This window comes from Paenibacillus sp. FSL K6-1318 (assembly GCF_037976905.1).
In the GTDB taxonomy this organism is placed as follows: domain Bacteria; phylum Bacillota; class Bacilli; order Paenibacillales; family Paenibacillaceae; genus Paenibacillus; species Paenibacillus amylolyticus_A.
Genome location: NZ_CP150270.1, coordinates 1,130,936 through 1,157,801 on the forward strand (window position 1 = coordinate 1,130,936; position 26,866 = coordinate 1,157,801).

Sequence of the window (26,866 nt, forward strand, 5' to 3'; positions counted from 1 at the left end):
TGCATTAGCTTCTTGTAAATCATGTCACTTAGAAAGTAGAAAACTTAAAATGTATTATAGATTTTGCGTATCGAAGAAACCCTATCATTCCAATAATGGAGAGATAGGGTTGTTGTTTTTTACATCAATATTCCTTTTATAACATTTTTGGCGGTTCGTATATGTTCTGAATTAGAGTCTCTAAGTAGTTGTACAATTTCCTTGATTTGCTTCTCATCTTCAGTTACTTCAAACTCTTCCTCTACATACGCAAATAATTGAATTAAGTTCACTTCCAGTGACTCAGCGATCTTAGCCAGATTCACCAAAGAAACATTCTTTTCTCCACGTTCGATCTGTCCTATGTATGAAAAATGAAATCCACCTTTTTCTCCGAGGGATTCCTGCGAATACCCTCTTTCTTTACGTAGTGCGCGAATTCTGGCTCCGACTAGCTTCAAAACTTCTCTGTCCTCGTTCATGGTATTCACCTCTCTATGTTCAAAAGTGTAGACAAGTTTCCTCAAGGTAAACACCAAACGAAGAATACAAATAATTTATTTGATTACTATATGTATCATTTTAATGTATAATACTGGTATTAACTCTTTGGAGGGATGACAATGGCAAGAAATTGGTCCATAACCGAAGCACATTGTAATCACCAAGTAGATTCTACCCCACGTTTGCAAGACCATGATATCTCCACACAAACTAGATCCAAACATACTCCGCCGTACCACATGCTACATACTACAATAATGGACTATCACCAACATGCTAAGTATCATCTCAAACTTGCCGCAATCATGCGTAATCACAATCAGTTTAAAGCCTGCCTGATTCTATGTGATTGGGCTCTAGCCTCCATGATCAAGGCGCTATATATCTATAAGTATCATTCAGTTCATCCACCCAAGGAACTCACCATGAACGTAATCTTACCTTTAGTGCATACGGAGACTGAACCCGGATTGGATATGGCTTTGTTCATCGGCACGATACAACATATCTCTTCCCTATCAGATTACCCGTGTGACCAACCCATACAACTAAACAACATCGAAAGGCTTCTTCAACGAACAGAAGAGATATTGGATGAGTTAGCCACTCGAATGAAGGATGATTCATCAGAGTAATATATTTTTTTAATTGATTATTTCGGTTAAATGTTTGATTGATCTATGTTACGCTTACAAGATGACATCATCCAAATAAAGGATATATGATGCAGAGATTACAAAGGATGCTCTTTGCTTTGCATCTGGAAAGTAGGTGTACATTTTGAAAAGAGTAATTGCTATCGCGTTTTTCATATTATCTATAATGGAATTGGTTACATTAATCCTAATTGGTAAAAGCTTGATGACCGGGTACATGGAACCGAGTACATTTAGCGGGATAATTTCATTCCCACTATGCACTACGTACCTCTCGATCTGGATGTTTTTTTCACGGCAAGAGTTTACCGGAGGACGAGTCGCGGGACAGATCAGTTTGACAGCGGCATCGTTGACGTTGTGCCCATTGGTGTGTTTGTTGATCATTTTCTATTAAATGAAGAGATTAAGAAGATTTCCTTTGAATTAGGACCTATGAAGTACGTTATTGGAAATATTGTTATGGTGAGAAAGGAAAAATCAGGATGTTAGAAGGATGTATATACACGAAGCTTCTGCTAACATGGTAAAATCCTAATTCTAACTTCGGAGAATAATATGAGTACAATTAAAGTAACACCAGAGCAATTGTTGCATGTATCTAAACAGATTGAGCAAGGCAGGCAGCAGTTGGAAGGTATACGTAATGACCTGACTGCACGGATTGGATTCATCCAGTCTCAGTGGGCGGGAGCGACACAAGAACGGTTTTTCTATGATTTTCAGCAGTCACGTTTTGTACTGGATCGAGCACTGGAAAGTATGGTGAAGTCCTCTCAGGATCTAATGTCGATTGCCGAGAGATTTGAACAAGCGGATCAGGAACAGGTGAGCTTGGGGGCCATTGCTGGGCAGGTTGCTGCCCATACAATGATGAACCACAATACAGGTAACATAGAGAACGAAATACGAATGGTATACAATCCTTTGTTTAGAGTTAACATGCCTGCCAGTGAAGCGGAGGATGGGATGCCAGGGCAAAAAGAGTTTGTTAAGTATTGGGAAAATGGTGGCAGTTATGAAGAAATGAGAGCTGGACCGAAGCAACCTGTGTCAAGTGGTGGGGATATATATGATGAACAGATCAGCGCATTTAAGGAAGGTCATCATCCCGTAACCGGAGAATCCATACCAGCATGGCAAGCAGCAGTTTCTATAGGAGGTCTACAGACTGCTAAGCTCGTATTGGCTTTTACTGGAATGTATAATAGGGGTTATAAGGTTCCGAAAGAAGGATTAGGATTCCCAAAGGGTATGATCGGTGGAAGAATTACAGTAAGTAATGAGAGAATTCACCATGCTTCACTTGGAGATTTTAATTCTAAAAATAGATTGATTAATGGTGGTCACGGTCAAGATAATATTAATTACTTACTTAAAAATAAGATCGCATTTAACATTACTAAAGAATATGAAAACGGTGTACGAGTTGGTAATATACCTAATCACAAAAATAAAGCAAAGCGAAGTGGAGAGGGCCAAGCATGGTTCCCTAAGGAATGGACATCGGAAGATATCAAAAAGTCAGGTGAGCATGTAGCAAATCTGCCTGAGAATAGAGTTAAGGGTGACGGTGAATGGATGTTTGGAAACTATAATAACGTTAGAGTAGGCGTAATCAAGAACGATGGACAGATCGGAACGATTACTCCAGATAATTCAAGACAACCGTGAGGAGAGTAAAACATGGTAGACTACAGTGAAAAAGTTATTTCATTAATAAAGAAGAGAAAAGATTTACATCCCGACGATCCAGCTATTCAAACGATATGGAATGAGATGGTAGACATTCTAAAAGAGAATGAGCAGAGCACCATATCATTTCTAAATCAATGCGGAGAAGAAAATTTATATTGGCTCAGTGAGATATTTGAAGATCTATCTTCTGAATTCCAAAGTCGAGCATTTATAGATTGTCTTCTTCAATTGCAAAAGAAGTATCCTGATCTGGATATGGAGCAGGATATAGAATATGCGGTTCAATCCATTGAGGAATAATAAAAAAAAATGTGAAGCGAGAGCTGGGGCATATTCCGACGTATCTGGAGCTGTATCTCATGGGGCGTTCGAAGAGTGTCGGGTATCGAAGTGAATTCGGTTCCTATGTTGGGTTTCTGTATTGGGCAGAGCTGCTGACCCCATATGAGGGGGAGATGTACGTCCGGCATGGGGCGTGGCTGCGCGATGTAGAGAAGACGGTCATGAACAAAAGCTACAAGATGATTGTACTGCTGTACATGCTGGAGCGAGGAGAAGTGCACTGGATGGACTCGATCACGCCGGGGGAGATGGCAAGCTTTTTCCATACGTACCTGACGGAGAAGGAATACCGGAAACGGAAAGACTTTTCGGATAAGGACAAGCTTGCGCTCTGGGAATGGAACGAGAGGGCGGCAACACGGATTGAGAAACTGATAATTGATATGCCGATGTCTATGTGGAGCGGGGCGAAGGGCAGTATGACGCGTTTTGAGGAGGGCGTGTTTTCGCTGAATGTGCAGGTGCAGGATGCGGAGGAACGGGCGCTGCTGTATCGCTGGACGAAGGAGATTTGTCTGTATCGGTTGCATGCGTATTTTGAACGGGGGAACCCTAGTTAAAATAAAAACCAGACTACACACCGTCTTGTGGTATGTAGTATGGTTTTTATTTTCCATTTCTTGTTTTCCATAACGTATAGATACACAGGGCAACAAGTAAAAACGTAGGGATAATAACGGGTTGAACTGAATTTCCTATCGGCATGGAACTAGCAAGTGAAACTACGTAACTGATTAGTGCAATCCCAATGAATAATGCTGCATTGAAGATGAGAAAATGTTTTAAAGGTTTTTTCTGAAATTGATACATTACAAAAATGAATGCAATCACGAATATAATGAGGAACGCAGATTCTGAGATGGTTGTCCATCTTCCGATTTGGCTTATGGAATTAACATCATCTTGGGTTAAGGTACCTTCAGATAGCCATTGTTGAGAGTGACTTAATCGGGTATTCTCTAAAAATAGATAGATACTGTAACTTATAAGCATTAGGACAGCGTATATAAGTAAAAAGAGTGTTGGTAGCTTTTCACTTTTTGTTTTCATGTATGATCACCTCTTTACTTAATAAACTGACATTTCTATCTAAGGCTGTAATACGGAAGGATATGCGTTCATAGTATCCGTATGAGTTCCAAAATCGAGATTGACTCCTAATGGAAGATCTCCTGAATCGGTACGAATGGACGTTGCGCAATACGGCAAGGGAGACATTTACTGCCCGGAATCTGCTTTTGGAACCATCCTAATATTAGGAAACCAGATTCAAAAATCTTTCCCATCCTCTACATAAACCATAATCGCTTGATACAAAAACCTCAAAAATTCCTCATCACCAAACTGATCAAAATAACCCGCATAGCGACGATCCGTCGTATAGGCTTCAGCAATACATCTCAGAATCTCATCATCACAGACCATAAACTGTTCCAGGCAACTCTTCCATTCACGCACTAACGCTTGTGCCTCACCAGAAGCAGGAGACAGATCCTGATGTTTCGCCAGCTGACGAAATACCGTCTCCATGTTGACCGAGAACTGCTGGTAAGCTTGTTCTTGCTCTACCGCAGACAGCTGGCTCACATTCGCTTCGAATTCCTGATATTTCTTGGTATCTCCGTATACAAACTTCGCCTCGGATTCATACTGTTCTTGAATGGACAGAATGGGAGAATCGTCAAACAGATTAAGATGAGAGATATCCGTCCCATCCACATACTCGTCCAACTGGTCGATGATGGTTTCGAGCTTTTGTTTGCGTTGAACGAGTGTACTGCGATGCTCTCTTAGGATATCTTTCTGTTCGTCTTTGGAAAGTTGCATCATGGCGGCAATGTCTTTTAATGAGAAATTCATTTCTTTGAACAAGAGAATCATTTGCAGATTCCCCAGTGCCTCTTGATCGTAATACCGATAGCCATTGTCTTCGACTTTGCTCGGTTTCAATAGATCCGTTTTATCGTAATAATGTAATGCGCGTTTCGTGATGCCAGTAATCTGAATGATATCTTTAACGGTGAAATAGGGTGTCTTCATTCCAAAAGTCCTTTGTTTCAGCAAGGATAACACTTGCCGGAGTAATGGTTGCTTCGGTGATCGGTGTACCTGTTTTGTTCAGATAATATTGAATTAAGTGATAACCGCAGGCATAGCCAGCCGCATAGGGCATACCTACGGGCGTGAAATTTTGCATGATGGCAAGTTCATCGCCGTATAGATACGGATTAATCTGGTCAAAACCGGTGAGATGCAGCTGGTCTTTCATTTTCGGCTTGATTACGGTATTCAATGTCTCCATATCCGTTTTGGCTACCCAGGGGCCTGACAATTCTTCTCCATACAGGGATGTGGCAAAGCTCTCGGCCAGCCCCTCGCTAACAACCATCTCGCCAAGCGTAATCTGTGGATTCCACTGGATATATTGATACCTCACGTTATGATTGCATTCATGGGCCAACACCGATTGCATACGAGGTAGAGTATATCCATTGGGGATCAGGTTCGCAATAATATAACCAGGGATTCCACCATCTCCGCTGATGCCTTCGTTCATCATGAGTGAAGGGCTGTTCTTATCGCCTAGTAAAATCGTATATAGATATTCGGAGACCGATAGCTCAATCCCGTGCTCTGTAAAGGTGGATAGACTCGTACAAACAGCTTCATGACACTGTTGCCAAAATGCTTCAGACGAGATTGCTGCTAACGATTCGTTAATCTCGGTCGTGATATCTGCGGGAGCAATATTCATAAAGTTATTCATCATGATCACGTCGAAGCCGTGAGGTTCTTGAGATCGAAACGGGATCTGTTGAATGTTCCATTTGTTCATAAAGGGACCCATCATACGCTCGCGGTATAACTCCACTTTCTCATCGGGTGCAGCCTGGATGATCTTTTCATAAATTTGATCTGAGCGTAACGCGGTAATTTTCATCCTAAATCTCTCCTTCATGTAAGCTTGAGATCATTATCAAGTATGACCTAACGTTACAGTCAAGCGTTGATGTTACGCTGCTGGCTCTCTGAATGATTCTGCATCTTCATTGCGAATATCAGGGCAGAAAGGATATAGATCAGGCTTAACAAGAGATAAGGGAGTTGCAGCGAGAATACGCGATCAAATGTCGTTTCACTAACCCGCACCAATAATCCGCCGAGAAGCGTACCGATGGCACTGATCCCAAAGGACAAAAAGCGAAACACACTTCCGACCCGGCCAAGCATCTCATTAGGAACGGAACGTTGCAGGATGGAGGAACGGGTAACATTGTAGACAATAATGAAAAATGCAGCACAGAAGTACAGTCCGCCTACCATATATGCATTTGTAGTTAAACCCACCACACCGTAGATCATTCCCATGCACAAAATGGAGGAAATAATCAATTGTTTTGTACTCCATTTCTTGCGCATATATGCAACAGCCTGACTGCCTACAATGCTGCCGATCGTTGCGATGGAGATGAGCATACCGAATGCAAAAGCATCCAACTGAAGCACATCTCGTACAAAGAAGATCTGAGTAGCCAGGATGACGGAATACATCAGCGTAATGGTGACAGACAGAATGGCTAATCCGCGGAGAAAACGATCATGATAGACATATTGAAGACCGGACCACATCTCGCGTTTCCAATTCTTCATCGGGCGAACTTGCTTCTTGGTCGTTTCGGTATCTCCTGGGTAGAAGTTTCCCTTCAAACTGATTAAAAAGAGCAGAGCAATAACAGCCGTTACGGCGTCTATGGCAAAAGGAAAAACAATATGCAGGGTTATGATGAATCCTCCCAGAGCAACGCCCAGAATATCACTTGTGATTAACTGTCCGGCGGTGAACTGCCCATTGGCTTTTTCCAACTTGCTCTCATCTACCAGTTGAGGGATGACCGTCTGCACCGTACTGTCGAATACGACACGGCTAAGGCCAATCCCGAACATGAACAGAGCCAGAATCGGAATGCTCACCCATCCTCCCCAGATACATAACGTCAGGACAAGGAGAAGGATCATTCGCGTAAAGCCTGCCCCAATCAGCATATGTTTGCGTGAGTAACGGTCGATGAGAACACCCACGGGCAGACTGAATAGCAGCCAGGGTAAACGAAGTGCCGTCATGGTGACAGAGGCGTACAGCGTATCGCTTGTAAGGGTTGATATGAGCCAAGGAACCGCAGCCAGTGTAAGTCCATCACCCAAAAATGTAAGCGAAAATGCACCAAATAACTTGGTATAATTCGATTTGATTTTCATCGTTTCCTCCACGAATAAGATGAATAGCATAGCAACATTGACTTTGGAAAATAATGTGTTTTCACTTAAACCAAATTTAAGTTATTCTAAAATGGTTTTCAATCCTATTTTTACATTAAATAACTTCACAAAACGCTTACAAACTTTCAATTCTACCCTACCTTTTCCGCTACGAAGCTGAGATAATGGGAGAGGAATAAGGTATGAAACAGACGCGACAACCATGTTCACCAATAGTCTAAAAATAAAAGCTGCATATCCATAGGAGGATTATTAATGACGACACAACCATTGAATCTGATCCAATCCACGGAGGGCCAAGCGTTGCTTGCCCAAATGTATGGACAATCACAAGTAGAGGAACAGACTGCACGTTACACGAAGCTGAACGCAACATTCGAAGAGTACTTTGGCGCGCAAGAGGGAAGCAAGTTGTTCAGCGCAGCAGGACGCAGCGAGATTGGCGGCAACCACACGGATCATAACCATGGTAAAGTGCTGGCGGGCAGCATTACGCTGGATACGATTGCAGTGGCTGCACCAACTGCGGAGTCGGTTATTACGTTTTACTCAGAAGGTTATGACAAGAAATATGTAATCGATCTCACGGACCTCACGCCAAATACGGAAGACGATGGCACAACAGCATTGATTCGCGGTATGGCTGCGGGATTTGGAGAATTCGGATATAAGGTAGGCGGCTTTCAGGCGTATCTCTCAAGTAACGTGTTCTCGGCATCCGGCGTGAGTTCCTCGGCGTCATTTGAGATGCTGATCTGTACGATTTTGAATCATTTCTATAATGATGGTGCACTGGATGTTGTAACCTTGGCCAAAATCGGTCAGTATGCGGAGAATCACTATTGGAACAAACCTTCCGGTCTGCTGGATCAGATGGCTTGTGCGTACGGCGGACTGATTGCCATTGATTTTGAAAATCCTGCACAGCCTGTCATTGAACCTGTTCAGTGGGATTTCCAACAAAACGGTTACTCATTAGTCATTGTGAATACTGGTGGTAACCACGCTGATCTGACGGAAGATTATGCTGCTGTGCCGTATGAGATGAGAGCGGTTGCTCAGGCGCTCGGCAGTGAGTATGTTCGGGAAATTACAGCAGACGCAATCTATGCCAACCTTAAGAAGGTTCGTGAAGCTGCTGGGGATCGTGCCGTGCTGCGTGCACTTCATTTCCTGGAGGAAAACAATCGTGTCGACGGTCAGGTTCAGGCGTTGCGGGATGGACGTTTTGCTGATTTCCTGAAACTGATTACAGCGTCCGGTAACTCGTCATGGAAGTGGTTGCAGAATGTATATCAAAGTGGTGCTGTGAAGGAACAAGAGATTGGCATCGCACTGGCACTGACCGAGAATTATCTGCGAAACCTGGGTGACGGCGCTTGTCGTATTCATGGTGGTGGATTCGCAGGGGTTATTCTGACGATCCTTCCAAATGAAAAAGTAGAAGAGTATATGTCATGGATGCACGACATGCTGGATACACCGATTATTGTCGTTAATGTGCGTGCACAAGGTGCAGTATGCCTGAATGCATTGATCGCTAACGCGAGCTAAACGCAGTCAGATTAATAGTTCTGATATGATTCAACGAAGTCCGGGCCATGCCCGGGCTTTTTGGTTTTTTCATTTTTTGAAAAATCTCCAAACCTTGAAGGTCTGTAATGTGTTATTTAAGTAGTGGTTTAGTTTATGACAGTGACATGGAATACTGGCGTATTAATGATGGTTCGAATAGGTGAGGGGCTGTATCTCAATAATGTTCTCATGGGAGGAAGGATCAGATGATTACACTTACAGCGGCTGGGCAGGAAGAGGCTCAATTATATGAGGAGTTGCGGCGTGCGATTGATGAATTCGAAGAGGGCGAGCAGCGGCAAATCGTTCTCAATCGAATGATCAGACAGCTCAGGTTTGCCAAGTGGCGTAAAGATCGAATGCGCAAGGTCGATGCATACTGCCAAAGGATCAAGCCCGCGACACTTTGGATCATATTAGCGACAGGCGCACTTACGCCGGTTTTGTTATTTAGCATGTTCATCTGGGTATCGTTGTGGGTGGAATGAAGTTGTAGTAGAGGGATAACAATATGAAGTTAATAAAAAAGAACCGTTAGCCATCGGATTATTGTATTCCGACGGTAACGATTCTCTGAACTATCTTGAGAGTTAGTGGGACATTTGCGTAGATTTACCGTCTAAAGATTGCACTTGTCCCTGAATATACTGGTGGTAATCGCGGAAGCTGCTGATGTGATGCAAGGAATCGGAATTCTCGGACTGAATCTTAATTTTTCCGTCTTGAGGCAGATTTTTCATCTCAGTAATGACGGATTTGGAGCCTTGGATATCGCCGGACATGTCCTGGATTCGCTGTAATAATGCCGGATGTCCTTCGTGCTGGAGCATTTCGGCGAGCGGTCTCATCTCCTCCAACTTTTGGCTCGATCGTTCAAGTGTGGTCATCACTTTGTCCCCATCTGTACTTGCGCTAAGCGAAACCATTCGGTGAATATGGTCTTTCTCCATACGCTCAAGCGCCTCAAGGTGGGAAGCTTCCAGTCGTTTGGGATCGCTCCAGCTCTCCGATCGAACGGTGTCATTCTGCTGCTGAGAAGCATTATTCGCAGTGCCGTTACCACATCCCCATAACAAAGTTGAGCAAGTTAACACAGCTCCAATGGCGATGAACCTTTTTAACCTCATGCTTTCACTCCTTCGATAATTTCCTGAAGGTAGTATGAGCAATAATATCCAAAATGATGCTTATTCTCTTCATTTCTTTCCCAGTATGTAATTGAATAACCTTTTAAAATCGAGAGTACATATCTTCTCTAATTTTTTTAGCCTGTATTTTCACGCACAATAGCAACGTTATGTAGCGAGGTGAGAAGTTAATGAATCTTTATTCTAACAACATCTGGCGCTGGACCATCAATCTTCTGTATCCTGCCATGATCTTTGTCTTCCAAAGTTGGGGACCGATATTGGATTCCTGGACAGGACCTATTTTGTTTGTCGCGTTGTTCTGCTTTCTGTGGAGCGATGTAAAAGACATGTTCCTCTCGACGGGATTGACATGGTTTATTGCCATCCCGTGCTGGTGGTATCTTATCGAGCGCCCGAAACCATCATTCGGTGCGGAGAATTTTGCCGCACATCTATGGTTAATTGTACTTATATATATTGTCTTTGTGCTCATTCCTCAGACCTTAATCCTGACTACTCGGTTACGGGTAATTCATTATTATAAGAAGTGAAAGTCAATTTAGAATAGGTGGGCGTAACAAGGATTAGGAGGTAACATATGAATCGCCTCAAAAGAATCAACAAGCCGTACTTCATCTTCCTCATCTGGAACGTACTCATGATCAGCGCTGTACGTGGATTAACCTTTCAGCATGAACCCGGCAGAGGGGTGTCTGGTAACGGTAATCTAGGGCTTTTGGTGTTATTTCCATCTCTTCTGACCTTTCTGATTCTATGTATCTGGACGACCACTTTGTCCAAATGGTGGTTGTACGATCAGCTTCAGCGCTGGGGAGGGAAGATGCATGCCTTGATACCCCTGGTTGCTTTCCTACTGTGTGTGTTGTCTGTCGCTTGGGAGTTACACATCATCGATGAATTACGCATGCAACTCAACGGATTTACGAATGATTCGGATTCCGCAGTGTACCGTTTTGGCTGGCTGAATCAGTACACGAACACCTTGTTTTACAATATTCCAATCCTGCTGTTCGGTCTGTCTTTCTCCATATGGATGGGCTGGCTGATGGAATGGAAACTTCGCAGTCACAGACCTGTATGACCCGAACTGCAAACGAACTATATCCACATACACAAACACCCCTTATCCGTCGTTTCATACGGGCAAAGGGGTGTTTCGCGTTCTTGCTATACTTTGCGTTTATATTTCCCTGTATACGGGATAGTGAGATGGATCTTGAGATCCTGGATCGAATCTTCCGTAAGCATCATCTTACTCCCATTGTTGGATAACTTACGCCAGAGTTTCGGATTTTTGCGATACAGCTTCTCCTGAAGACCGTAAATATCCACCCCACGCTCAAGGCCGTGACGGTAGGTCTGCATGATCTGTTCCCGCAACTTCACTTCACTGATCTGGATCATCTCTTCATAAGAGGTGGGCACCAGATATTCGTACAGGGCGGTTAGGTATTTGGCGTCAATGTTGAACTTGACCTCTTCACCCTGAATGACAGGTTTTATTTTGATCTTCGGCAATCCTACACTGAGTGCCCCATAGATCGTTCCATCCTTCTGGACAAGTAAAGGAGCACGCCGCATGTCCTTGATTAGCCAGTGATAACCGGGAAGCTGACTGCGTGGCAGGAACTCGAAGTTAACCCCCGTCCTTTCAAAAAAGGCCCCCTCGACCAGAAACAGATCGTGTTTCTTTTGATTCTCAGACCATTGAGTATTGTTCAGTGCAATACTCGGCAGATACGTGGTGGTAGCCGGATCATTATGCGTTGCAATGAGCTTGAAGCTGAGCACGGGCGGGTACAACGATTCTTCCATGTACGTGGGCAGCGGGTTATGAAGAATGCTATCCAGTGGCGACATGTTGTAGATGGACGTTGCACTCAAAATTTTCTCCAGAGGTTCTCGTGTTCCATATACCCAGGTTGTATAACGGGATTCTGGAAACCGTCCCAGCATGTCGAACACTTCTTTGATATGTTTACTGGTGAGCACACCTTCTGCCATAACGATGGCTGTCACATGCCCCCAAGCCATGTGTAATTGAGCCGTACGGAACAACTCGTTGAGCGCAAGGCTCATGGTTTTCCCTTCCGCATGGCCGACCCACACAGGTGGGGTATCTGCACTTTTGGTCGAACTTTCACTTTTGGCGACACTGGCAAAATCAAGCGTTTGCACATACAGATGATACATGCCGTCCTTATAATCAATCCCAAAGGCTTTGGCGTAGTCTACCTGTTGGATTTCAAATGCACTCCAGCATCCACTCGTCATCACGCACATCGATAGGCCTAACAGACTCAGCAAACATCGCTGTAACAAGTGTTTCATCGTCCGTTTCCTTTCTTGCGCGGTTCTTGGGTCTCCAGATAGACGGGTCTGCGTTTACCCAACCCTTTGGGCAGTTTGAATAATGAAGCTATCGCTTGTTTGAAATGAAGTGGCGTTAACGGCGTCAGATACGGAATGCCAAATGACTTGAGATCGGTCAGGTAGATGAGGAACAGAATCAACGACAGGATGAACCCATAGATGCCGAGGGAAGCCCCCAGGACAAAACAAAGGAAGCGCAGGATCAGCACAGAGCTGGTCATGACCTGGTTCACAATGGTTGCTCCAGCTACGACCGTGACTGCGATAATAACGATCATGAGTGGGGAGACCATACCGGCCCGGATGGCGGAATCCCCGATAATCAGACCTCCGACGACAGTCAATGTCTGGCCGATGGCACTAGGCAAACGTACCCCCGCCTCTCGGAACAACTCCATCAGTAGCATAATGAGAAACATCTCCACTCCCGATTCCATCGGCAACCCCATCCGTCCAACGGATATTGTTGCAACCAGAGGGAAGGGGATCTGGTCCATATGAAATGAGGTCAGCGCAATATAAAAGCCAGGCAGGAACACGGTGATCATCAGACCAAGAAAGCGCAGCATCCGTCCTACGTTCACAGGCAAGAAGGGAAAGCTGGCATCTTCTGGTGATTTGAGCAAAAGAAACAGATTGACCGGCCCAATAATGGCGCTGGGATTGCCGTCGACAATGAGGATAAAACGTCCGTTCAGGAGACATTCCGCAGCAAAGTCAGGCCTACCCGTATAATGGGTGACGGGAAATAAAGTAATCTTCGAAGGAGACAGTAATTCTTCCAGTTCATTGGCGGTCAAGATGCGTTCGGTCTCAATCTTACGCAACCGATCCTGGACGTCTTCGATCAGCTCCGGATTGGCGATATTCTTGATATACATCAATGCCACCTTGGTTGCAGAACGTGTACCGATCAGTTCGATATTACAGGCCAGCTGGTTCGTACGCAGACGTGTACGTATCAGGGCAACATTGACGGCAAGGGGTTCAATGAACCCATCTCTTGCCCCGCGGATCGAAACTTCGGTGGTCGATTCCTCCGGTGTTCGAGTAGGGATATTAGATATATCAATACTCCACATGGTTTGCAGGGAAGGAATACAGATCAACATTTGGCCTTCAAAAACACGGAGAGACATCAGTTCAGTTCCAAATGCCGGATCTTGCAGATCCATTCGGGTCCAATCCAGACTGATGCACTTTTCAATGTCGGATGTACGGATAAAGTGTGTATTTTCATATGTTCGTTTGAGTTCCGGGAGAATAATATCATAGATCGCTTCACTGTCCACCATACCGCTGCAATAGGTCATAATGAGTTGCATCGGAGGTTCTCCGATCATATGACTATTGATGATAACATCGTCAGATCCGGCAAAAAAGGTATTCAAGTTATGCTCGTTCATTCGGAACGGTTCAACTTCACGATTATTTTTGGGCTGGGTTGAGATCGGCATGATCGGGAGCCTCCTTGTCTTTTTTATGGATTAATGCAGCAATGGTTAATATCACCGTAACGGCGGAGACATAGGCGAGCATGACCGGGAACTGAATATGGTCCACATAATAGTCGACGTAATCAATGCGCCACCATTGCATCGCCATAAAGCTCATAATGACGGTAATGGTAAGAATGGCGATATATCGTTTCTTCGGTCTACGGAAATTCAGCAGATCCACGATGAGATACATGGATATGGCAACCCTTGCGAAGGAACCACTAAGCCACTGATAGATGGATAGAAAATCAACGTGTTGCAGCAGCTTTCCGATATTCACAAGCTTCCATTGCTCATAGGGACTATTCCGTTGTTTGGCTGCTTCTTCAGGACCAAATTCCACAATAGCTCCAATGGTTGGCCCTATCGCCATACTAAGCATAAACACGCCGAGGATCAGAACATACCACCAACGAATTTTGCCTTTGACTTCATGTTGGAACAGCATGAGAATCCAGATTTCCATAAGCCCGGCAAGGGAGTAGATCATGCCCCGCCACACGGGACCCATGCCGTTCTCCATGATGGGGAACAATAGGCTGTAGTCTTTGTATTTCATATTGGCGGACATCACAAAGTAACCAAGCAGTATCACAAAGGGCAACAACAGACTGGAAGTCATCGCAATAGAACGTATGCCTTTGGCTGCTGCCCAAGCGGCGACCAGTGCTCCGCCTCCTGCCAGAACATAGGGAGGTGTGAATTGAAGATACGTGGAGACGGTCCAGTTGGTTGTCTCATATAACGTATGCGTGCCAAGCGTGAACAGCAAGATGGAAGCGGAGATCCGGAAAATCCAGGAAGGAATGGCTCCGAATTCTCGTGTGATCCAGTCTGTTAATCGCTGTCCACGTACCCGTCGAATAATGATGTACATCATACATAGAAACAACATGAACAAGGGAGCGGCTGCGACGACAGACAACCATCCGTCTCTGCCTGCTGCTTCGAGAATTGCTGGAATGGACAAGACATGGCAGACCAGTCCGGCACTTAATAAAATGATGGAAAAGGACAACCAAATGGTTATCTGACCTTTTTCACGACTCATGCGAATCCTCCTTTCCAATGAAGGAAGTTTCCGTTAGGTTGTACAGCATACAGGAAGTTGATTCCTTTTTCATATTTTTTCACAGAAAGCGGCAAACGAGATGGACGAGCCAGCCAGAAAGCTTTAACATACAGATATAGCAATGTCGAAGAAAACTTCTGAGCGAAGTATAGAGAAATAGGGAGGAAACCTGTGATGACAAATACGACGAAGGCACCTGGAGAGACGAAAGTTGGCTTTATTGGTACAGGCGTGATGGGTAAAAGCATGGCTGGGCACATCCAGCAAGCGGGATATCCGCTACATGTCTACACGCGAACTGCTGTCAAAGCGGAAGCGTTGGTGAAGGAAGGTGCCGTATGGCATTATACACCAGGCAAACTGGCTGCTGCGTGTGATGTCATCATCACGATGGTGGGGTATCCGAAGGATGTCGAGGAGATTTATCTCGGTGAGGATGGTCTCGTAGCCAATGCCAAACCGGGCTCATATCTCATTGATATGACGACCTCAAGTCCGCTACTGGCTGCACGAATCTTTGAAGCTGCGGAAGCCAAGGGACTGCATGCACTGGACGCGCCTGTGTCGGGCGGCGATATCGGAGCGCAGAACGCGAAGCTATCCATTATGGTTGGGGGTAGCTCGGAGGCCTTTGAAGCCGTGCGTCCACTGTTTGAGCAGATGGGCACCAACATTGTACTGCAAGGCAAGGCGGGAGCCGGGCAGCATACGAAAATGTGCAACCAGATTGCCATTGCCTCTGGCATGATGGGCGTATGCGAAGCACTCGCCTATGCCAAGACGTCTGGTCTGGACGCGGAGACCGTGCTGAAGAGCATTGCTACCGGTGCAGCCGGAAGCTGGTCGCTCAGCAATCTCGGTCCGCGCATGATCGCAGGCGATTATGAGCCGGGATTCTATGTGAAACATTTTATCAAAGACATGGGAATTGCACTGGAGTCTGCAAAAGCGATGGGCATGAAAACACCTGGGCTGGCTCTGGCCGAATCCCTGTATCAGGAAATAGCGAATAATGGTCTGGAAGAGAAGGGTACACAGGTGCTCTACACCTATTATCTTCAGGCTTAACAACCAAGAGAACAGCAGCGTATTCTTTTTCTATTCAGGAAAGGTTGCGCTGTTTTTTTTCAATTTTATGACCTTTTTATGCGTCTAAAGTCACAGAATTGGTTAAATGTTCATATGTACTTTGCGTATTGGAGAGATTTTGATCATTTTCCCTTTATTTTTACCCCGCTTTATCCGACATAAGTAATAGAAGTTTACATAATGAATGTGTCAAAGGATGTTATTCCTCCTGTAATGGTCACCCGTAACCCACACTACAATAGAACGGAGCTTGCCCATGTTCAAGAAAATCCTGTCTCTGTTCAAGACACAGCCAGAGCTTGCGAGCCAGATTACAGCCTCCGCTTCAGCGTTACCATCGACGACAACCATTCCTCCGCGTATGGTCCGCAGTAAGCGCAAGAAAAAAGCGGAAGGGGATTGGACACGCCAGCCGGAGGAGCCCAGTACAGCAGATCAGCTGATTGGTCTTCCAAGTCAATATAAAGTGCTGAACGACTTACTCGTTACCAATCCGAAGTCACGCTCCGGTTATTCGCAGATTGATCATGTCGTGATCGGTCCTCGGGCAATCTTCGTGATTGAAACCCGGAATCTGACGACAGGTGAGATCCGCGGCGGACGAAGAGAAGCCAATTGGTCGGTCAGCAGCAGCCGGGTCAAAATGTACAATCCACTCATGCAGCATCGTGCACATGTGGAAGCCATCCATGCACACCTCGGGGACTACAAAAGAGTACGTCTCGTCTCCATGGTGACCTTCACGAACCGTTGCCGCATCAGTGTTGATCCGGCTGTGAGATATGTAAATTCGGATGAACTGATCATCTACGATCATGAATTGGTAGAGACGATTCAGCGTAAGACGGAACGACTTGAGACTGAAGTTCCCGAGACCGTTTTTCAAGAGAAGGATATTCAGGCGATCTACGCTCTGTTATCATCGGTCAATTCCACCGATCCTCAGATTCGGTCAGAGCATATGGAGAAGGCTAAAGGGATCAAATAGTTACGCTTCACGAACACTGTTGTCCATACGGGCGGCAGTGTTTTTGTGTTGCGGTGGTAGTTAATGTGCGAGTAGTAAAAGGCTTTAGACACAGGTATATCGTCGTATACAACCGATTTTTAACTTATGATAGAATGTAGACCATGTCCAATGGTGTGAATCAAGCATGTTATATGAAAGGATATTTTTGTAAGTAGGTGTTCAAGTCTTGGAGCAGAGGTTAATGGTTCTCAGGAATATACATACGATAAGGGGAAGATTATACGATGAAATGGAATTATACGATAAAGACGTTCACAGTTACGCTTGGTTTGGCAGCGATTCTGACAGCTTGTGGTGGCGGAGCTAAGGAGACGTCATCATCGCCTGAGTCTGCTGCCGGTACAGAAGTTGCTTCATCAGAGTCAAGTAGCTCGAATGCTGCTGTAACAGAAACCGCAGCAACCGGTTCGAACGGCAGTGAGCAGACAGGTTCAGCTATAGAAGAATCTTCTTCAGCCGACGACGGCAAGATTGGAAAGGACTCCACACTGGAAGAGTTGAAGCAGCAGTATGCCGATAAACTTGGTTATATCCGTATCCCGCTTACGGATCATCCGGTGCGTCGAGTCAGTGAGGAAGGTTCCAAAAATATTAATGTCGCCAATTATAGCGATGCCGTTGTGGACATGAATGCAGGGGTGCCGATTCATTCCGATTCGCAGCGGTTGATTGATGATGCCTTTCCTTTTTTCACAACCGTACAAGCACCTGACGAATCTTATATAACTTGGGAAGAAGCAACCAATCTGGAGCGTGCCATGGTGAAAACGCTGTTTATCGCCCGGGAAGGCTTGCTGATTACCGAAGATGCAATGAAAAATAAGGATTATAGCAGTACATCGTTCCAGGATTCCAAGGATTTCTTCAGGGTCACAGCGAAATTTGAATCCATGGCGCCTGTTGCACAGCATCCGCGTGACATCACATTGAGTACGTTATACGACAAGGCTCGCACATCGTGGGGCAAGCTTGCTGCGATGGACCCGGAGCAGGATGAAGCGGCATTTGCCGAGATGTATAAGACGACGAGAACCGATGCCAATAATGCGATGGGATTGCTTAATGTTCTCTTGTCTACGAATGAGGAAGAACGGATCAAAGAAATCTATGGGGAATAACTCATATAAAGCTAACTCATAGAGTCCTATGTAGAACTAACTCTGACTGTTTTTAATAAGGTCAGGGTTATTCTTTTTGTTCCATAATGGGAAAAAATATAACTTCATTTATCAACGCTGTGATCCTACGATCAGGGCTTTTTTTATGTTAGGAAAATTAATATTATACGTATAAATTTCCATATTTTTATGTTGAAAGCGTTTTGTCTTTCCAGCAAAGGTTTAAAAAGAAGAACTGGAACTTCAGTCTAAATCTAGGTGATCATGTTGCGCATGACAGAAGTACAAATACCACAACTAGGAGACATGCCGAACGATGAGAAGAAAATTACCGATCCTGATTATTGCTCTATTACTCGTTGTGCACACTTTTTTTGGAGTGACGGTTCCGCAGGTATCTGCGGCGGCTGATCAAGAGAACGCAGGGCAGATGCCAGTTGTAGAAAATGGTTCAGAAGCAACCGAAGCAACCGAAGCAACCGAAGCAACCGAAGCAACCGATGCATCAAAAGCAACTGATGTAGCTGATATTTCTAATTCATCAGATTTATCAGAAGGATCGAATCCAACCGAAGATCCAGCCTCTGCGGATCTCGAGGCAGATCCGGAACAACCGGAAGAGACAGAGAGCTCAGATCCAGCTGACAGTGATGAAATACAAGTTACCAATGAGAATGATGAGCAGCCAGCTCAGAACGAAAATATTTTAACGAAATTGACATTAACCGGAGCTGACGGAGCAATCATTGACAGCGTTCAGAATCCGGGTCATCGCATTCAGGCCGATGAAGCGATTCAGTTGAAATATGATTGGGCGCTGCCAAACAATACGTACAAGTCGGGAGACACCTTTACATTTGATCTCCCGGAACAGTTTGTCATCTACACCGATATCGACGAACCTCTGGCTACTGAAGGTGGGGAGAACGAAGTTGGACGTTTCACCGTAGATCGTCAGGGCAAGGTCGTGCTTACGTTTAATGAATATGTGGAGAACCACTCCAATGTAACGGGCACCTTGCAGATCCAAACCGAACTCAGTACGGAAATTGTGAAAGGCAGCACAGACGTAACTATTGTTACACCGATCAAAGGTGGCGAACAGACAGTCGTCATCCAGATTGCACCGCAAACTGCACCTGCACTTGAGAAGCGTGGGAAAGTAGATACATCAAATTCAAATTCAATTACTTGGACCCTTGATGTGAACAAAGAGCTGGATTCATTCAGCCGCGCCATGATGACCGATCCAACACCGGAAGGTCTGCAACTTCAGAAGGAATCGATACGTGTGTATCATCTCCAAGTGAACGGTGATGGTTCCACCGTCCTTCGTGAACAACTGGATGCAAGCGAATATACAGTGGAAGCATTGGAGGGTGACAAGGGATTCAAGCTTGGTTGGAACAAAGAAAGCATCAATAGTGCCTACCGGATTGAATATTCTACGCAAATGATGGATCAATCGGCACAGTACACCAATACAGCAGTACTGTCAGGAGAAGACATTGAAGAGACATCCGCAAGTGCCACAGTTACCGTGAAACGTGGAGCGTTGTTGTCCAAAAGTGTAGCCAAATATGATCCGATCAGCCAAACCATCTCATGGACCGTTGGATACAATCTGGGGAATGTACATATACCACAGGCGAGTGCCCAGCTAAATGACCGGTTTAACGAAAGTCAGCAACTGATCCCCGAATCGTTCAAAGTGTACAAAGGAACCAGCAATGAAGTAGTGGATGCTTCCGCGTACACATTGACGATGATCCAGAATGAAAATAAAACAAGCGGCTTCAACCTGCAATTCCGTGAGGATGTGGAGACCGCATATACGTTAAAGTATCAGACGAAATCCATAAGTCGTGTCTATGAAAATGATAAGATCGTCAACAAAATTACGACAGATGGAGGTTCCTCTCAAGCAGAGCAAGTACTCCGTAGCGGCGTAATGAAGAAAGAAGTGGCTGAGGCCAATTACAAGGATAAGACGGTCATCTGGAAAGTAACAATGAATAGCGATAAATATCCGATGGAACAAGTTGTAATCAAGGATTTGTTTCCGAATGGCGGTCTGGAACTTCTCCCTGATACCGTGAAGGTTGCGAGTCTGGACGGAAAAAATAAACTGCAATCCCCACAGGATTACACTATAATTCCTGGCTCAGAAGGGAACCGGAGCGGATTCGAGCTGCGCTTTGACCCATCCAAGTCCCTGAATAACACGTATGTAATCACATACAAAACATCATACAACAGTGATTGGAAGATGAATAAGACGAAGCCTGAATTCTGAAACAAAGTGAACATGGAATGGACGCAAAATAATGAGCCGCGTTCTGCAGAGACAGACGCCAGGTTCTGGCCTGATAATCTCACCAAAGACAATGGGGCCAAACGAGGCACGTATAATGCCAGCAACAAAGAGATTACCTGGGATATTTTGATGAACTACAACAAGAAATCATGGAGCCAGACGGAAGTTCGTGATGTGTTACAACAGGGACAGAAGGTGGTCCCTGATTCGGTAAAAGTTTACGATATGACATTGTCCGGTACATGGAATGGAGCGAGTAAAGGAGCAGAAGTACCGTCAGATCGGTACACTGTTATTGCGCCGTCCCAAGAGAATGGGAATGAGCTCCGAATTCAATTTGCAGATAACGTCAGCACCCCTTATTGGATCACGTTCAGAACATCATTGGAGAGTGAATTGCTAACCTCGCAAGTGAAAAATAAAGCGATTGTACAAAGCAGTGGGACAACGGTTGCCGAATGGAATGCAACGGTAACCATCCCGCATGGTGGCGTATATATTACGAAAAATGGTGCTCAGAACGGTAACAAAATCGATTGGAAACTTAACATTAACGAAGGACAATCTTACGTCTCCGATGCCCGGATTATCGATGAGCCGAGCGCAAATCAGATTCTAATGGGTGATTCCTTCCATCTCTATTCAACGAAAGTAACGGCTGAGGGCGACATATCCAAAGATCAAGAGTTGATTCGGGATCGCGATTATACGTTGAATATCCATAAAGACGGAGAGGGTAAACAGCGTTTTGAACTAAAATTTGTAGAGGCGATCTCATCCGCATATATCTTGGAGTATCAGTCGTTCATACATGCTGGGGATAAGTCCAAAGTTAGCAATAAAGTCCGCATGGAGGGGAACCGCCTAACTACAGAGAAGCGGGAGACCCAGCAGCAAATTACGGTTCGTACTTCCTCCGGTAGCGGTACAGGTAGTGGAGTTACAGGCAGTCTTGAAGTCACCAAGGTAGACAAGGAACAGCCGGATAAGATGCTGGAGGGCGCTACATTCGCTCTATATGACAAGGCTGAGAAACGTACACCAATTATCCAAACCACAGATGCCGACGGTAAAATCGTATTCAACAATTTGTTGTATGATGACTATGTGCTCGAGGAGCTTACAGCTCCGGAAGGCTATGATGTGGATCAAGCTCGGATTTCCATCAAAATTGATTCTGGTGTCAAAAAGACAGGTAACGTGAAGCCAATTGTGGTGACCAACACGAAGAAAACAGTACCACCAACAGAGCCAGGCACACCCGCGGACCCTGATCCGCAGACACCAACAGAACCGGGCACACCCGCGGACCCTGATCCGCAGACACCAATAGAAACAGTTGTGCCAGGGTCTCCGGTGCCTGTTGCTTCGGTTCCGGTGATCATTGAAGATGAGGATATTCCGCTGGGAGGTGTTGATCCGAATCCAACACCATCCGATGAGGAGACACCGGGAAGTGAGGAACCTGCTATCCCGAGTACGCCAGTGGAGCCTTCGCAGCCACCCGTGGTGATTAACGATGATCCAATTCCCCAAGGCATTCCTGTCGGTGAACCTCAGCCACAACAGCCTGACGGTGGGGGAACACAAACAGGCATGTTGCCACAAACAGGCGAAAACAGCAAAATGCCATTTTACGTGTCGGGTATCATTTTATTACTACTCGGAAGCAGCCTATTGTTCAGAAGAAAGGTCTAGCCTATGCGTAAACTCGCATATGTGCTTTTAATACTAGGAATAGCAATTATCCTGTATCCAGGTCTGATGGAATGGCATGAGGACAGGCAGACGAGCCAGTTGCTGAGGTCGGCAGAACAAGCATCTTCGTAGGATACATCCTCACGTTCTTCTAGTGAAGGAACTTCAGCTGGACAAAGTATAGTCAACAGTTACAAGCACGTATCGAATCTGTTGGAGAATACTGAAGATGATGAGCTTGCATCTTCACAAGAATCAGACAAGAAACGTGCTGAAGACCAGATCGTGAACCCATCTGCAATCGGCGTAATTGAGATCGATCGTATTGATGTGGAGCTGCCGATCCTGGAGGGAGCAACCAAGCAGAATATGAAACATGCTGCTGTACACATGAGCGAAACGGCTTCACCAGGCCAACCAGGAAATGCTGCGATTGCAGCTCATCGGGCACACACCACGGGGCGATTGTTCAATCGTCTGAATGAAGTGGTTCTTGGTGATGAGGTAGAGATACGCACACATGGACAAGAGTACTTGTATGAAGTCATCCGAATTAGGGTTGTGGACCCTACAGATATATCTGTGCTAAACAACGAGGGTGATGACAGATTACTTACACTCATTACATGTGATCCGCTGATTAATCCGACGCACCGCCTGATCGTGCAGGCACGAATTATGTAATGAGCATTAACGTATGTATTAGATATTGGTTTAACAAACTGGAGCGCAAAAGTATAGCGTTACACAAAAAAAGCTGGACCCGATAAGGGTTCAGCTTTTTTGCTGCTTTAATACATTCAACAGTACTTGATATCGTCATACATATGTTGAAATAGGTACAATGGTCTATTCAATAGGAAGGATTAACTATCCGATATATCTTGTAAAGATGGAAAACAACCAACGTAATACGACAATGGCAAACCTGTTGAAAAGCAGGGACGCAAAGCCAAAGGGCCTTCCGCATAAGCATGGCAGCCTGGCTACCGAAGGGAGTTAACATGTCATGCGCAAGTTCATGGCGATGCTGATCATCATGTTTCTGATCACAGGAAGTCTGGTACATGGAGGCCACGTGTATGCAGATCGGCAGGAATGGCTGGATACATCAAATATGGGTGAAGGTATCATCCGTGTGCAATATGATGTCAAATCCCTTGTCAGAACCAAGGTTCAGATTACAAAAGGGCAGGAAAAATACACGTATAACCTGATTCCGGGTAAAATTTCTGAGGTATTTCCTCTGCAAATGGGGAATGGCGAATACACAATTACTTTGTTGGAACAGACCAGTGGCAAGCTATATCAGATCATTGAGCAGGGAAAAGTGAATTTGAAGCTCAGCAACTCGAACCGTGTATATCTGAATTCCATACAGAATGTGGATTGGGCTACAACCAAACAAGCTGCTGCGAAAGCAAGAGAGCTGACCAAAGGCAAAAAAACGGATACAGACAAGGTCAGAGCGATCTATAACTATGTTATTAGTACGGTGAACTACGACAATCAGTTAGCCGCGAACCTTCCAAGCGACGGATACTTACCTGAAATGGATGTTACCATGGCTTCCCGCAAAGCGATCTGTTACGGATATTCCTCACTGTTTGCAGGGATGGTCCGGAGTGTCGGTATTCCAGCCAAGCTGAATATGGGAACAAGCACCTATGTAGATACTTACCATGCTTGGAATGAAATCTATCTGGACGGGAAATGGGTGACCATTGATACAACTGTGGATGCATCATGGAAGAAAAGCAAAACCAAATATACGATGATCAAAGATTCCTCCAAATATAAAGTAGAAAAAGTATATTAGCCGAGAAACCGGGACATTCATGTCCTGGTTTTTTTGTTGTACATTTTTGAAATCCGCTTGAAACCATATTCAGAACTACGCGTATCATAAGGTATTAATTGTTTTTAAATGTAGAATATTGCCGTATTTCAGAGTATAGTTAAGGAATAATTTAACTTATATTCAATCATGATGTAGGGATGAAAATTACTGAAAACCATGAAAAAAGTAAAGAACACCATGTTTGAAACTATTGGAGGTTGAGTATGAGTTCATTTAAAAGCTGGTTAAATTCAACAAAACAAGGACTTGAAGAGCAAGTCAAAAAGTTTAAAAATAAAGATTTTATGGACGCCGTAGTTGCAGGCTGTGCACTGGTTGCTTTCGCGGATGGTTCCATTGACGAAGCCGAGAAGAACAAGATGGCCGGTTATATTAAACTGAGTCAGGAATTGAAAGTATTCGACATGGGCGAAGTGATTACACGCTTCAATCATTACGTGGCGAACTTTGAGTTCTCTCCGGAGATCGGGAAGCAGGAAGCACTGAAAGCCATTGGGAAATTCAAAGCCAAGCCGGATGTAGGCCGCGTTATTGTGGGCGTATGCAGTGCGATTGGTTCAGCTGACGGCAACTTTGACGATCAGGAGAAAAGAGTGGTTGCCGAGATCTGCAATGTACTTGGACTGAACCCGGGAGAATTCAATCTCTAAGTTGGGTAGATATTTTACATGTGAAGGGAGGTGAAAATCAGTGGCAAGCATTAATTTGGTCAAAGGACAGAAAATTGATTTAACCAAAGGCAATGCAGGACTTACTGAGGTGATTGCTGGTCTCGGTTGGGACCCGGTAACTGCCAAAGGGTTCTTCGGAAGAAAGAAACAAGCGGATATCGATTGTGATGCATCGGCGATCATGTTGAATGAGGAAGGTAAGTTGGTTAAGGACTCCAACCTGGTTTGCTTCCACAACAAGCAAAGTGCATGTCGTTCGGTTATCCATTCAGGTGACAATCTAACAGGTCAGGGAGACGGTGACGACGAACAGATCAAAATGGATCTGTCCCGTATTCCTGCTGATGTTCATAAAGTATTAATCGTTGTTAATATCTACGATTGTGTCAATCGCAAACAAGATTTTGGCATGATTGAGAAGGCTTATATTCGTATTCTGGATGGTAAAAACTCCAGTGAATTGGTGAAGTTCAACCTATCCGATAACTACACAGGTTCAACAGCGTTGATCTGTGGTGAATTGTATCGTCATGGAGGCGAATGGAAATTCTCGGCAATTGGAGAGGGTTCCCATGCGGTACATATCAACGAACTCGCTCGCAGGTACTCATAAGTACAAGATTTAACCTATGAAATTGATTCAACTACAATACATTTAAATAAGCGAGGATGATCATACGATGGCAATTAATCTCTCTAAAGGTCAAAAAATCGATCTGACTAAAACGAACCCAGGTTTGACAAAAATCACAGTAGGCTTGGGCTGGGATACCAATAAGTATGATGGCGGAAAAGACTTTGACCTGGATGTATCGGTATTCTGTGCCAATGCAAACGGTAAAGTAGAAGGCGAGAAAAACTTCATCTTCTTCAACAATCCACAAAATGAAAATGGTTCTGTTGTTCACACCGGTGACAACCGTACAGGAGATGGCGACGGCGATGATGAGCAGATCAATATCGACCTGCCTAACGTACCCGCAAATGTAGAGAAAATTGCTTTCTCCATTACAATCTACGAAGCTACAGAACGTAGCCAGAACTTCGGACAAGTCTCCCGTGCTTATGTGCGAATTGTCAACGAAGCAAACAGCGAAGAACTGATTCGTTTCGATCTGGGAGAAGATTTCTCCATTGAAACAGGTGTAGTTGTTGGTGAATTGTATCGTCATAACGGCGAGTGGAAGTTCAGTGCCATCGGTAGTGGTTACCAAGATGGATTGGTTGGATTGACACGCGACTACGGTTTGCAATAGGACGTACAGAACGACTTACAGGATGGGAAGAACCGTCTCCTGGACGGTTCTCCTTTTCATTTAATCACATATCTTTGGAAGGGTGGAAAAACAAATGACAATCAGTCTTGCCAAAGGACAACGTATTGACCTGACTAAGACAAATCCGGGCCTTACCCGTGTGGTGGTTGGTTTGGGTTGGGATACGAACAAATATAGTGGTGGAGTCGATTTTGACCTGGACGCTTCGGCTTTTTTGTTGTACGAAGATGGAAAAGCCAAAGGTACGGATGACTTTGTTTTTTACAACAATCCAAGCGGCGGTGCGGGTTCAGTGACACATACCGGTGACAATCGCACGGGTGAGGGTGACGGGGATGATGAGCAAGTTGTCGTTGATTTCAGTAAAATTCCTGCGCACATTCACCGGATCGGTATTACCGTAACCATCTATGATGGAGATGGACGAGGGCAGAATTTTGGACAAGTCTCCAACGCTTTCGTTCGTGTTGTCGATGCTGCAAGCGATCGGGAAGTGCTTCGGTTCGACCTCGGAGAAGACTACTCTACCGAAACAGCTGTGGTGTTCTGTGAGTTCTACCGTGCAGGTGCGGACTGGAAATTCCAGGCGGTAGGCAGCGGCTTCACAGGTGGACTATCTGCTTTATGCAAAAATTACGGACTGGATGCACAATAACTTGGCATAGAAAGGTGAGTCTG

The 26,866-nt window shown here is 44.9% G+C and carries 27 protein-coding genes and 1 riboswitch; of the genes, 18 read left to right on the forward strand and 9 right to left on the reverse strand.

What is annotated here, in order from left to right; all coding sequences use genetic code 11:
- Positions 1–119: 119 nt before the first annotated feature.
- Positions 120–461 carry a helix-turn-helix transcriptional regulator gene (locus NYE45_RS04895; protein ID WP_315794627.1) on the reverse strand — a complete coding sequence of 114 codons (342 nt, stop codon included), beginning with the start codon at positions 459–461 and terminating at the stop codon, positions 120–122.
- 1,236 nt (positions 462–1,697) lie between these two features.
- Here NYE45_RS04895 and NYE45_RS04900 point away from each other — a divergent pair.
- Genes NYE45_RS04900 through NYE45_RS04910 form a run of 3 tightly spaced genes read left to right on the forward strand, consistent with a single transcriptional unit; the run spans position 1,698 to position 3,739 of the window.
- Entirely contained in the window at positions 1,698–2,813 is a 1,116-nt protein-coding gene (locus tag NYE45_RS04900; protein WP_340015851.1) for a WXG100 family type VII secretion target, read from the forward strand.
- A 12-nt stretch (positions 2,814–2,825) separates the two neighbouring features.
- Positions 2,826–3,137, forward strand: coding sequence for a hypothetical protein (locus NYE45_RS04905; RefSeq protein ID WP_340015852.1), 312 nt, complete (start codon positions 2,826–2,828; stop codon positions 3,135–3,137).
- An 11-nt stretch (positions 3,138–3,148) separates the two neighbouring features.
- On the forward strand, positions 3,149–3,739 hold the full coding sequence (locus NYE45_RS04910) for a hypothetical protein (RefSeq protein ID WP_340015853.1): 591 nt from the start codon (positions 3,149–3,151) through the stop codon (positions 3,737–3,739).
- 46 nt (positions 3,740–3,785) lie between these two features.
- On the opposite strand, the gene NYE45_RS04915 is transcribed toward NYE45_RS04910, so the two are convergent.
- The 4 genes from NYE45_RS04915 to NYE45_RS04930 form a co-directional block, all read right to left on the reverse strand.
- Complete coding sequence (locus tag NYE45_RS04915; protein ID WP_340015854.1) at positions 3,786–4,229, reverse strand: hypothetical protein; 444 nt, start codon at positions 4,227–4,229, stop codon at positions 3,786–3,788.
- Between the two features lie 219 nt (positions 4,230–4,448).
- Positions 4,449–5,219: a MerR family transcriptional regulator gene (locus NYE45_RS04920; RefSeq protein ID WP_340015855.1), complete on the reverse strand. Its 771-nt coding sequence runs from the start codon at positions 5,217–5,219 to the stop codon at positions 4,449–4,451.
- Complete coding sequence (locus NYE45_RS04925; protein ID WP_340015856.1) at positions 5,194–6,120, reverse strand: DUF2268 domain-containing protein; 927 nt, start codon at positions 6,118–6,120, stop codon at positions 5,194–5,196. Before NYE45_RS04925 ends, NYE45_RS04920 begins: the two co-directional genes overlap by 26 nt.
- A gap of 59 nt (positions 6,121–6,179) precedes the next feature.
- Positions 6,180–7,436 carry an MFS transporter gene (locus NYE45_RS04930; RefSeq protein ID WP_340015857.1) on the reverse strand — a complete coding sequence of 419 codons (1,257 nt, stop codon included), beginning with the start codon at positions 7,434–7,436 and terminating at the stop codon, positions 6,180–6,182.
- A gap of 276 nt (positions 7,437–7,712) precedes the next feature.
- Here NYE45_RS04930 and NYE45_RS04935 point away from each other — a divergent pair, with 276 nt between their 5' ends.
- Positions 7,713–9,011, forward strand: a complete 1,299-nt coding sequence (locus NYE45_RS04935; protein ID WP_340015858.1) for a galactokinase family protein — start codon at positions 7,713–7,715, stop codon at positions 9,009–9,011.
- 227 nt (positions 9,012–9,238) lie between these two features.
- The gene (locus NYE45_RS04940; RefSeq protein WP_340015859.1) at positions 9,239–9,520 is read left to right on the forward strand and encodes a hypothetical protein; all 282 of its coding nucleotides are present in this window, start codon (positions 9,239–9,241) and stop codon (positions 9,518–9,520) included.
- Positions 9,521–9,622: 102 nt separating this feature from the next.
- Here the strand turns inward: NYE45_RS04940 and NYE45_RS04945 are convergent, their stop codons facing one another.
- Positions 9,623–10,159 (reverse strand): hypothetical protein, encoded by a 537-nt coding sequence (locus NYE45_RS04945; protein WP_340015860.1) that lies wholly within the window; start codon positions 10,157–10,159, stop codon positions 9,623–9,625.
- Positions 10,160–10,350: 191 nt separating this feature from the next.
- Here NYE45_RS04945 and NYE45_RS04950 point away from each other — a divergent pair, with 191 nt between their 5' ends.
- Together NYE45_RS04950 and NYE45_RS04955 are read left to right on the forward strand one after the other, a co-directional pair.
- Positions 10,351–10,713, forward strand: coding sequence for a hypothetical protein (locus NYE45_RS04950; RefSeq protein ID WP_340015861.1), 363 nt, complete (start codon positions 10,351–10,353; stop codon positions 10,711–10,713).
- Positions 10,714–10,760: 47 nt separating this feature from the next.
- Complete coding sequence (locus NYE45_RS04955; protein WP_340015862.1) at positions 10,761–11,264, forward strand: hypothetical protein; 504 nt, start codon at positions 10,761–10,763, stop codon at positions 11,262–11,264.
- A gap of 86 nt (positions 11,265–11,350) precedes the next feature.
- Here the strand turns inward: NYE45_RS04955 and NYE45_RS04960 are convergent, their stop codons facing one another.
- Genes NYE45_RS04960 through NYE45_RS04970 form a run of 3 tightly spaced genes read right to left on the reverse strand, consistent with a single transcriptional unit; the run spans position 11,351 to position 15,106 of the window.
- The gene (locus NYE45_RS04960) at positions 11,351–12,490 is read right to left on the reverse strand and encodes a Ger(x)C family spore germination protein (RefSeq protein WP_340015863.1); all 1,140 of its coding nucleotides are present in this window, start codon (positions 12,488–12,490) and stop codon (positions 11,351–11,353) included.
- Positions 12,491–12,510: 20 nt separating this feature from the next.
- A complete protein-coding gene (locus NYE45_RS04965; RefSeq protein WP_339168679.1) occupies positions 12,511–14,013 on the reverse strand; it encodes a spore germination protein in 1,503 nt (500 codons plus the stop codon).
- Positions 13,985–15,106 (reverse strand): endospore germination permease, encoded by a 1,122-nt coding sequence (locus tag NYE45_RS04970; protein ID WP_340015864.1) that lies wholly within the window; start codon positions 15,104–15,106, stop codon positions 13,985–13,987. Before NYE45_RS04970 ends, NYE45_RS04965 begins: the two co-directional genes overlap by 29 nt.
- Positions 15,107–15,301: 195 nt before the next feature.
- Between NYE45_RS04970 and NYE45_RS04975 the strand changes: the two genes are divergently transcribed.
- From NYE45_RS04975 to NYE45_RS05025, 11 genes are all read left to right on the forward strand, one after another.
- On the forward strand, positions 15,302–16,195 hold the full coding sequence (locus NYE45_RS04975) for an NAD(P)-dependent oxidoreductase (RefSeq protein ID WP_340015865.1): 894 nt from the start codon (positions 15,302–15,304) through the stop codon (positions 16,193–16,195).
- A 277-nt stretch (positions 16,196–16,472) separates the two neighbouring features.
- Positions 16,473–17,204 (forward strand): nuclease-related domain-containing protein, encoded by a 732-nt coding sequence (locus NYE45_RS04980; protein ID WP_340015866.1) that lies wholly within the window; start codon positions 16,473–16,475, stop codon positions 17,202–17,204.
- Between the two features lie 266 nt (positions 17,205–17,470).
- Complete coding sequence (locus NYE45_RS04985) at positions 17,471–18,364, forward strand: hypothetical protein (RefSeq protein WP_340015867.1); 894 nt, start codon at positions 17,471–17,473, stop codon at positions 18,362–18,364.
- Between the two features lie 316 nt (positions 18,365–18,680).
- Positions 18,681–20,660 (forward strand): collagen binding domain-containing protein, encoded by a 1,980-nt coding sequence (locus NYE45_RS04990; RefSeq protein WP_340015868.1) that lies wholly within the window; start codon positions 18,681–18,683, stop codon positions 20,658–20,660.
- A gap of 12 nt (positions 20,661–20,672) precedes the next feature.
- Positions 20,673–22,379, forward strand: a complete 1,707-nt coding sequence (locus NYE45_RS04995; RefSeq protein WP_340015869.1) for a collagen binding domain-containing protein — start codon at positions 20,673–20,675, stop codon at positions 22,377–22,379.
- A gap of 213 nt (positions 22,380–22,592) precedes the next feature.
- Entirely contained in the window at positions 22,593–23,063 is a 471-nt protein-coding gene (locus NYE45_RS05000) for a class D sortase (protein ID WP_340015870.1), read from the forward strand.
- Between the two features lie 227 nt (positions 23,064–23,290).
- A riboswitch (cyclic di-GMP riboswitch) is annotated at positions 23,291–23,373 on the forward strand.
- Between the two features lie 15 nt (positions 23,374–23,388).
- A complete protein-coding gene (locus NYE45_RS05005; RefSeq protein WP_340015871.1) occupies positions 23,389–24,198 on the forward strand; it encodes a transglutaminase-like domain-containing protein in 810 nt (269 codons plus the stop codon).
- 245 nt (positions 24,199–24,443) lie between these two features.
- Positions 24,444–24,890 (forward strand): tellurite resistance TerB family protein, encoded by a 447-nt coding sequence (locus tag NYE45_RS05010; protein WP_253430806.1) that lies wholly within the window; start codon positions 24,444–24,446, stop codon positions 24,888–24,890.
- Between the two features lie 40 nt (positions 24,891–24,930).
- A complete protein-coding gene (locus tag NYE45_RS05015; RefSeq protein ID WP_062837433.1) occupies positions 24,931–25,524 on the forward strand; it encodes a TerD family protein in 594 nt (197 codons plus the stop codon).
- A 67-nt stretch (positions 25,525–25,591) separates the two neighbouring features.
- Positions 25,592–26,167 (forward strand): TerD family protein, encoded by a 576-nt coding sequence (locus tag NYE45_RS05020; RefSeq protein ID WP_062837432.1) that lies wholly within the window; start codon positions 25,592–25,594, stop codon positions 26,165–26,167.
- Positions 26,168–26,261: 94 nt separating this feature from the next.
- Positions 26,262–26,843, forward strand: a complete 582-nt coding sequence (locus tag NYE45_RS05025) for a TerD family protein (protein ID WP_036606267.1) — start codon at positions 26,262–26,264, stop codon at positions 26,841–26,843.
- Positions 26,844–26,866 lie beyond the last annotated feature (23 nt).

Bases quoted from the DNA above. Each gene is read 5' to 3' on its own strand.
- NYE45_RS04895 (WP_315794627.1), bottom strand. From the start codon at position 461: ATGAACGAGGACAGAGAAGTTTTGAAGCTAGTCGGAGCCAGAATTCGC.
- NYE45_RS04900 (WP_340015851.1), top strand. From the start codon at position 1,698: ATGAGTACAATTAAAGTAACACCAGAGCAATTGTTGCATGTATCTAAA.
- NYE45_RS04905 (WP_340015852.1), top strand. From the start codon at position 2,826: ATGGTAGACTACAGTGAAAAAGTTATTTCATTAATAAAGAAGAGAAAA.
- NYE45_RS04915 (WP_340015854.1), bottom strand. From the start codon at position 4,229: ATGAAAACAAAAAGTGAAAAGCTACCAACACTCTTTTTACTTATATAC.
- NYE45_RS04920 (WP_340015855.1), bottom strand. From the start codon at position 5,219: ATGAAGACACCCTATTTCACCGTTAAAGATATCATTCAGATTACTGGC.
- NYE45_RS04925 (WP_340015856.1), bottom strand. From the start codon at position 6,120: ATGAAAATTACCGCGTTACGCTCAGATCAAATTTATGAAAAGATCATC.
- NYE45_RS04930 (WP_340015857.1), bottom strand. From the start codon at position 7,436: ATGAAAATCAAATCGAATTATACCAAGTTATTTGGTGCATTTTCGCTT.
- NYE45_RS04935 (WP_340015858.1), top strand. From the start codon at position 7,713: ATGACGACACAACCATTGAATCTGATCCAATCCACGGAGGGCCAAGCG.
- NYE45_RS04940 (WP_340015859.1), top strand. From the start codon at position 9,239: ATGATTACACTTACAGCGGCTGGGCAGGAAGAGGCTCAATTATATGAG.
- NYE45_RS04945 (WP_340015860.1), bottom strand. From the start codon at position 10,159: ATGAGGTTAAAAAGGTTCATCGCCATTGGAGCTGTGTTAACTTGCTCA.
- NYE45_RS04950 (WP_340015861.1), top strand. From the start codon at position 10,351: ATGAATCTTTATTCTAACAACATCTGGCGCTGGACCATCAATCTTCTG.
- NYE45_RS04955 (WP_340015862.1), top strand. From the start codon at position 10,761: ATGAATCGCCTCAAAAGAATCAACAAGCCGTACTTCATCTTCCTCATC.
- NYE45_RS04965 (WP_339168679.1), bottom strand. From the start codon at position 14,013: ATGCCGATCTCAACCCAGCCCAAAAATAATCGTGAAGTTGAACCGTTC.
- NYE45_RS04970 (WP_340015864.1), bottom strand. From the start codon at position 15,106: ATGAGTCGTGAAAAAGGTCAGATAACCATTTGGTTGTCCTTTTCCATC.
- NYE45_RS04975 (WP_340015865.1), top strand. From the start codon at position 15,302: ATGACAAATACGACGAAGGCACCTGGAGAGACGAAAGTTGGCTTTATT.
- NYE45_RS04980 (WP_340015866.1), top strand. From the start codon at position 16,473: ATGTTCAAGAAAATCCTGTCTCTGTTCAAGACACAGCCAGAGCTTGCG.
- NYE45_RS04985 (WP_340015867.1), top strand. From the start codon at position 17,471: ATGAAATGGAATTATACGATAAAGACGTTCACAGTTACGCTTGGTTTG.
- NYE45_RS04990 (WP_340015868.1), top strand. From the start codon at position 18,681: ATGAGAAGAAAATTACCGATCCTGATTATTGCTCTATTACTCGTTGTG.
- NYE45_RS04995 (WP_340015869.1), top strand. From the start codon at position 20,673: ATGGAATGGACGCAAAATAATGAGCCGCGTTCTGCAGAGACAGACGCC.
- NYE45_RS05005 (WP_340015871.1), top strand. From the start codon at position 23,389: ATGCGCAAGTTCATGGCGATGCTGATCATCATGTTTCTGATCACAGGA.
- NYE45_RS05010 (WP_253430806.1), top strand. From the start codon at position 24,444: ATGAGTTCATTTAAAAGCTGGTTAAATTCAACAAAACAAGGACTTGAA.
- NYE45_RS05020 (WP_062837432.1), top strand. From the start codon at position 25,592: ATGGCAATTAATCTCTCTAAAGGTCAAAAAATCGATCTGACTAAAACG.
- NYE45_RS05025 (WP_036606267.1), top strand. From the start codon at position 26,262: ATGACAATCAGTCTTGCCAAAGGACAACGTATTGACCTGACTAAGACA.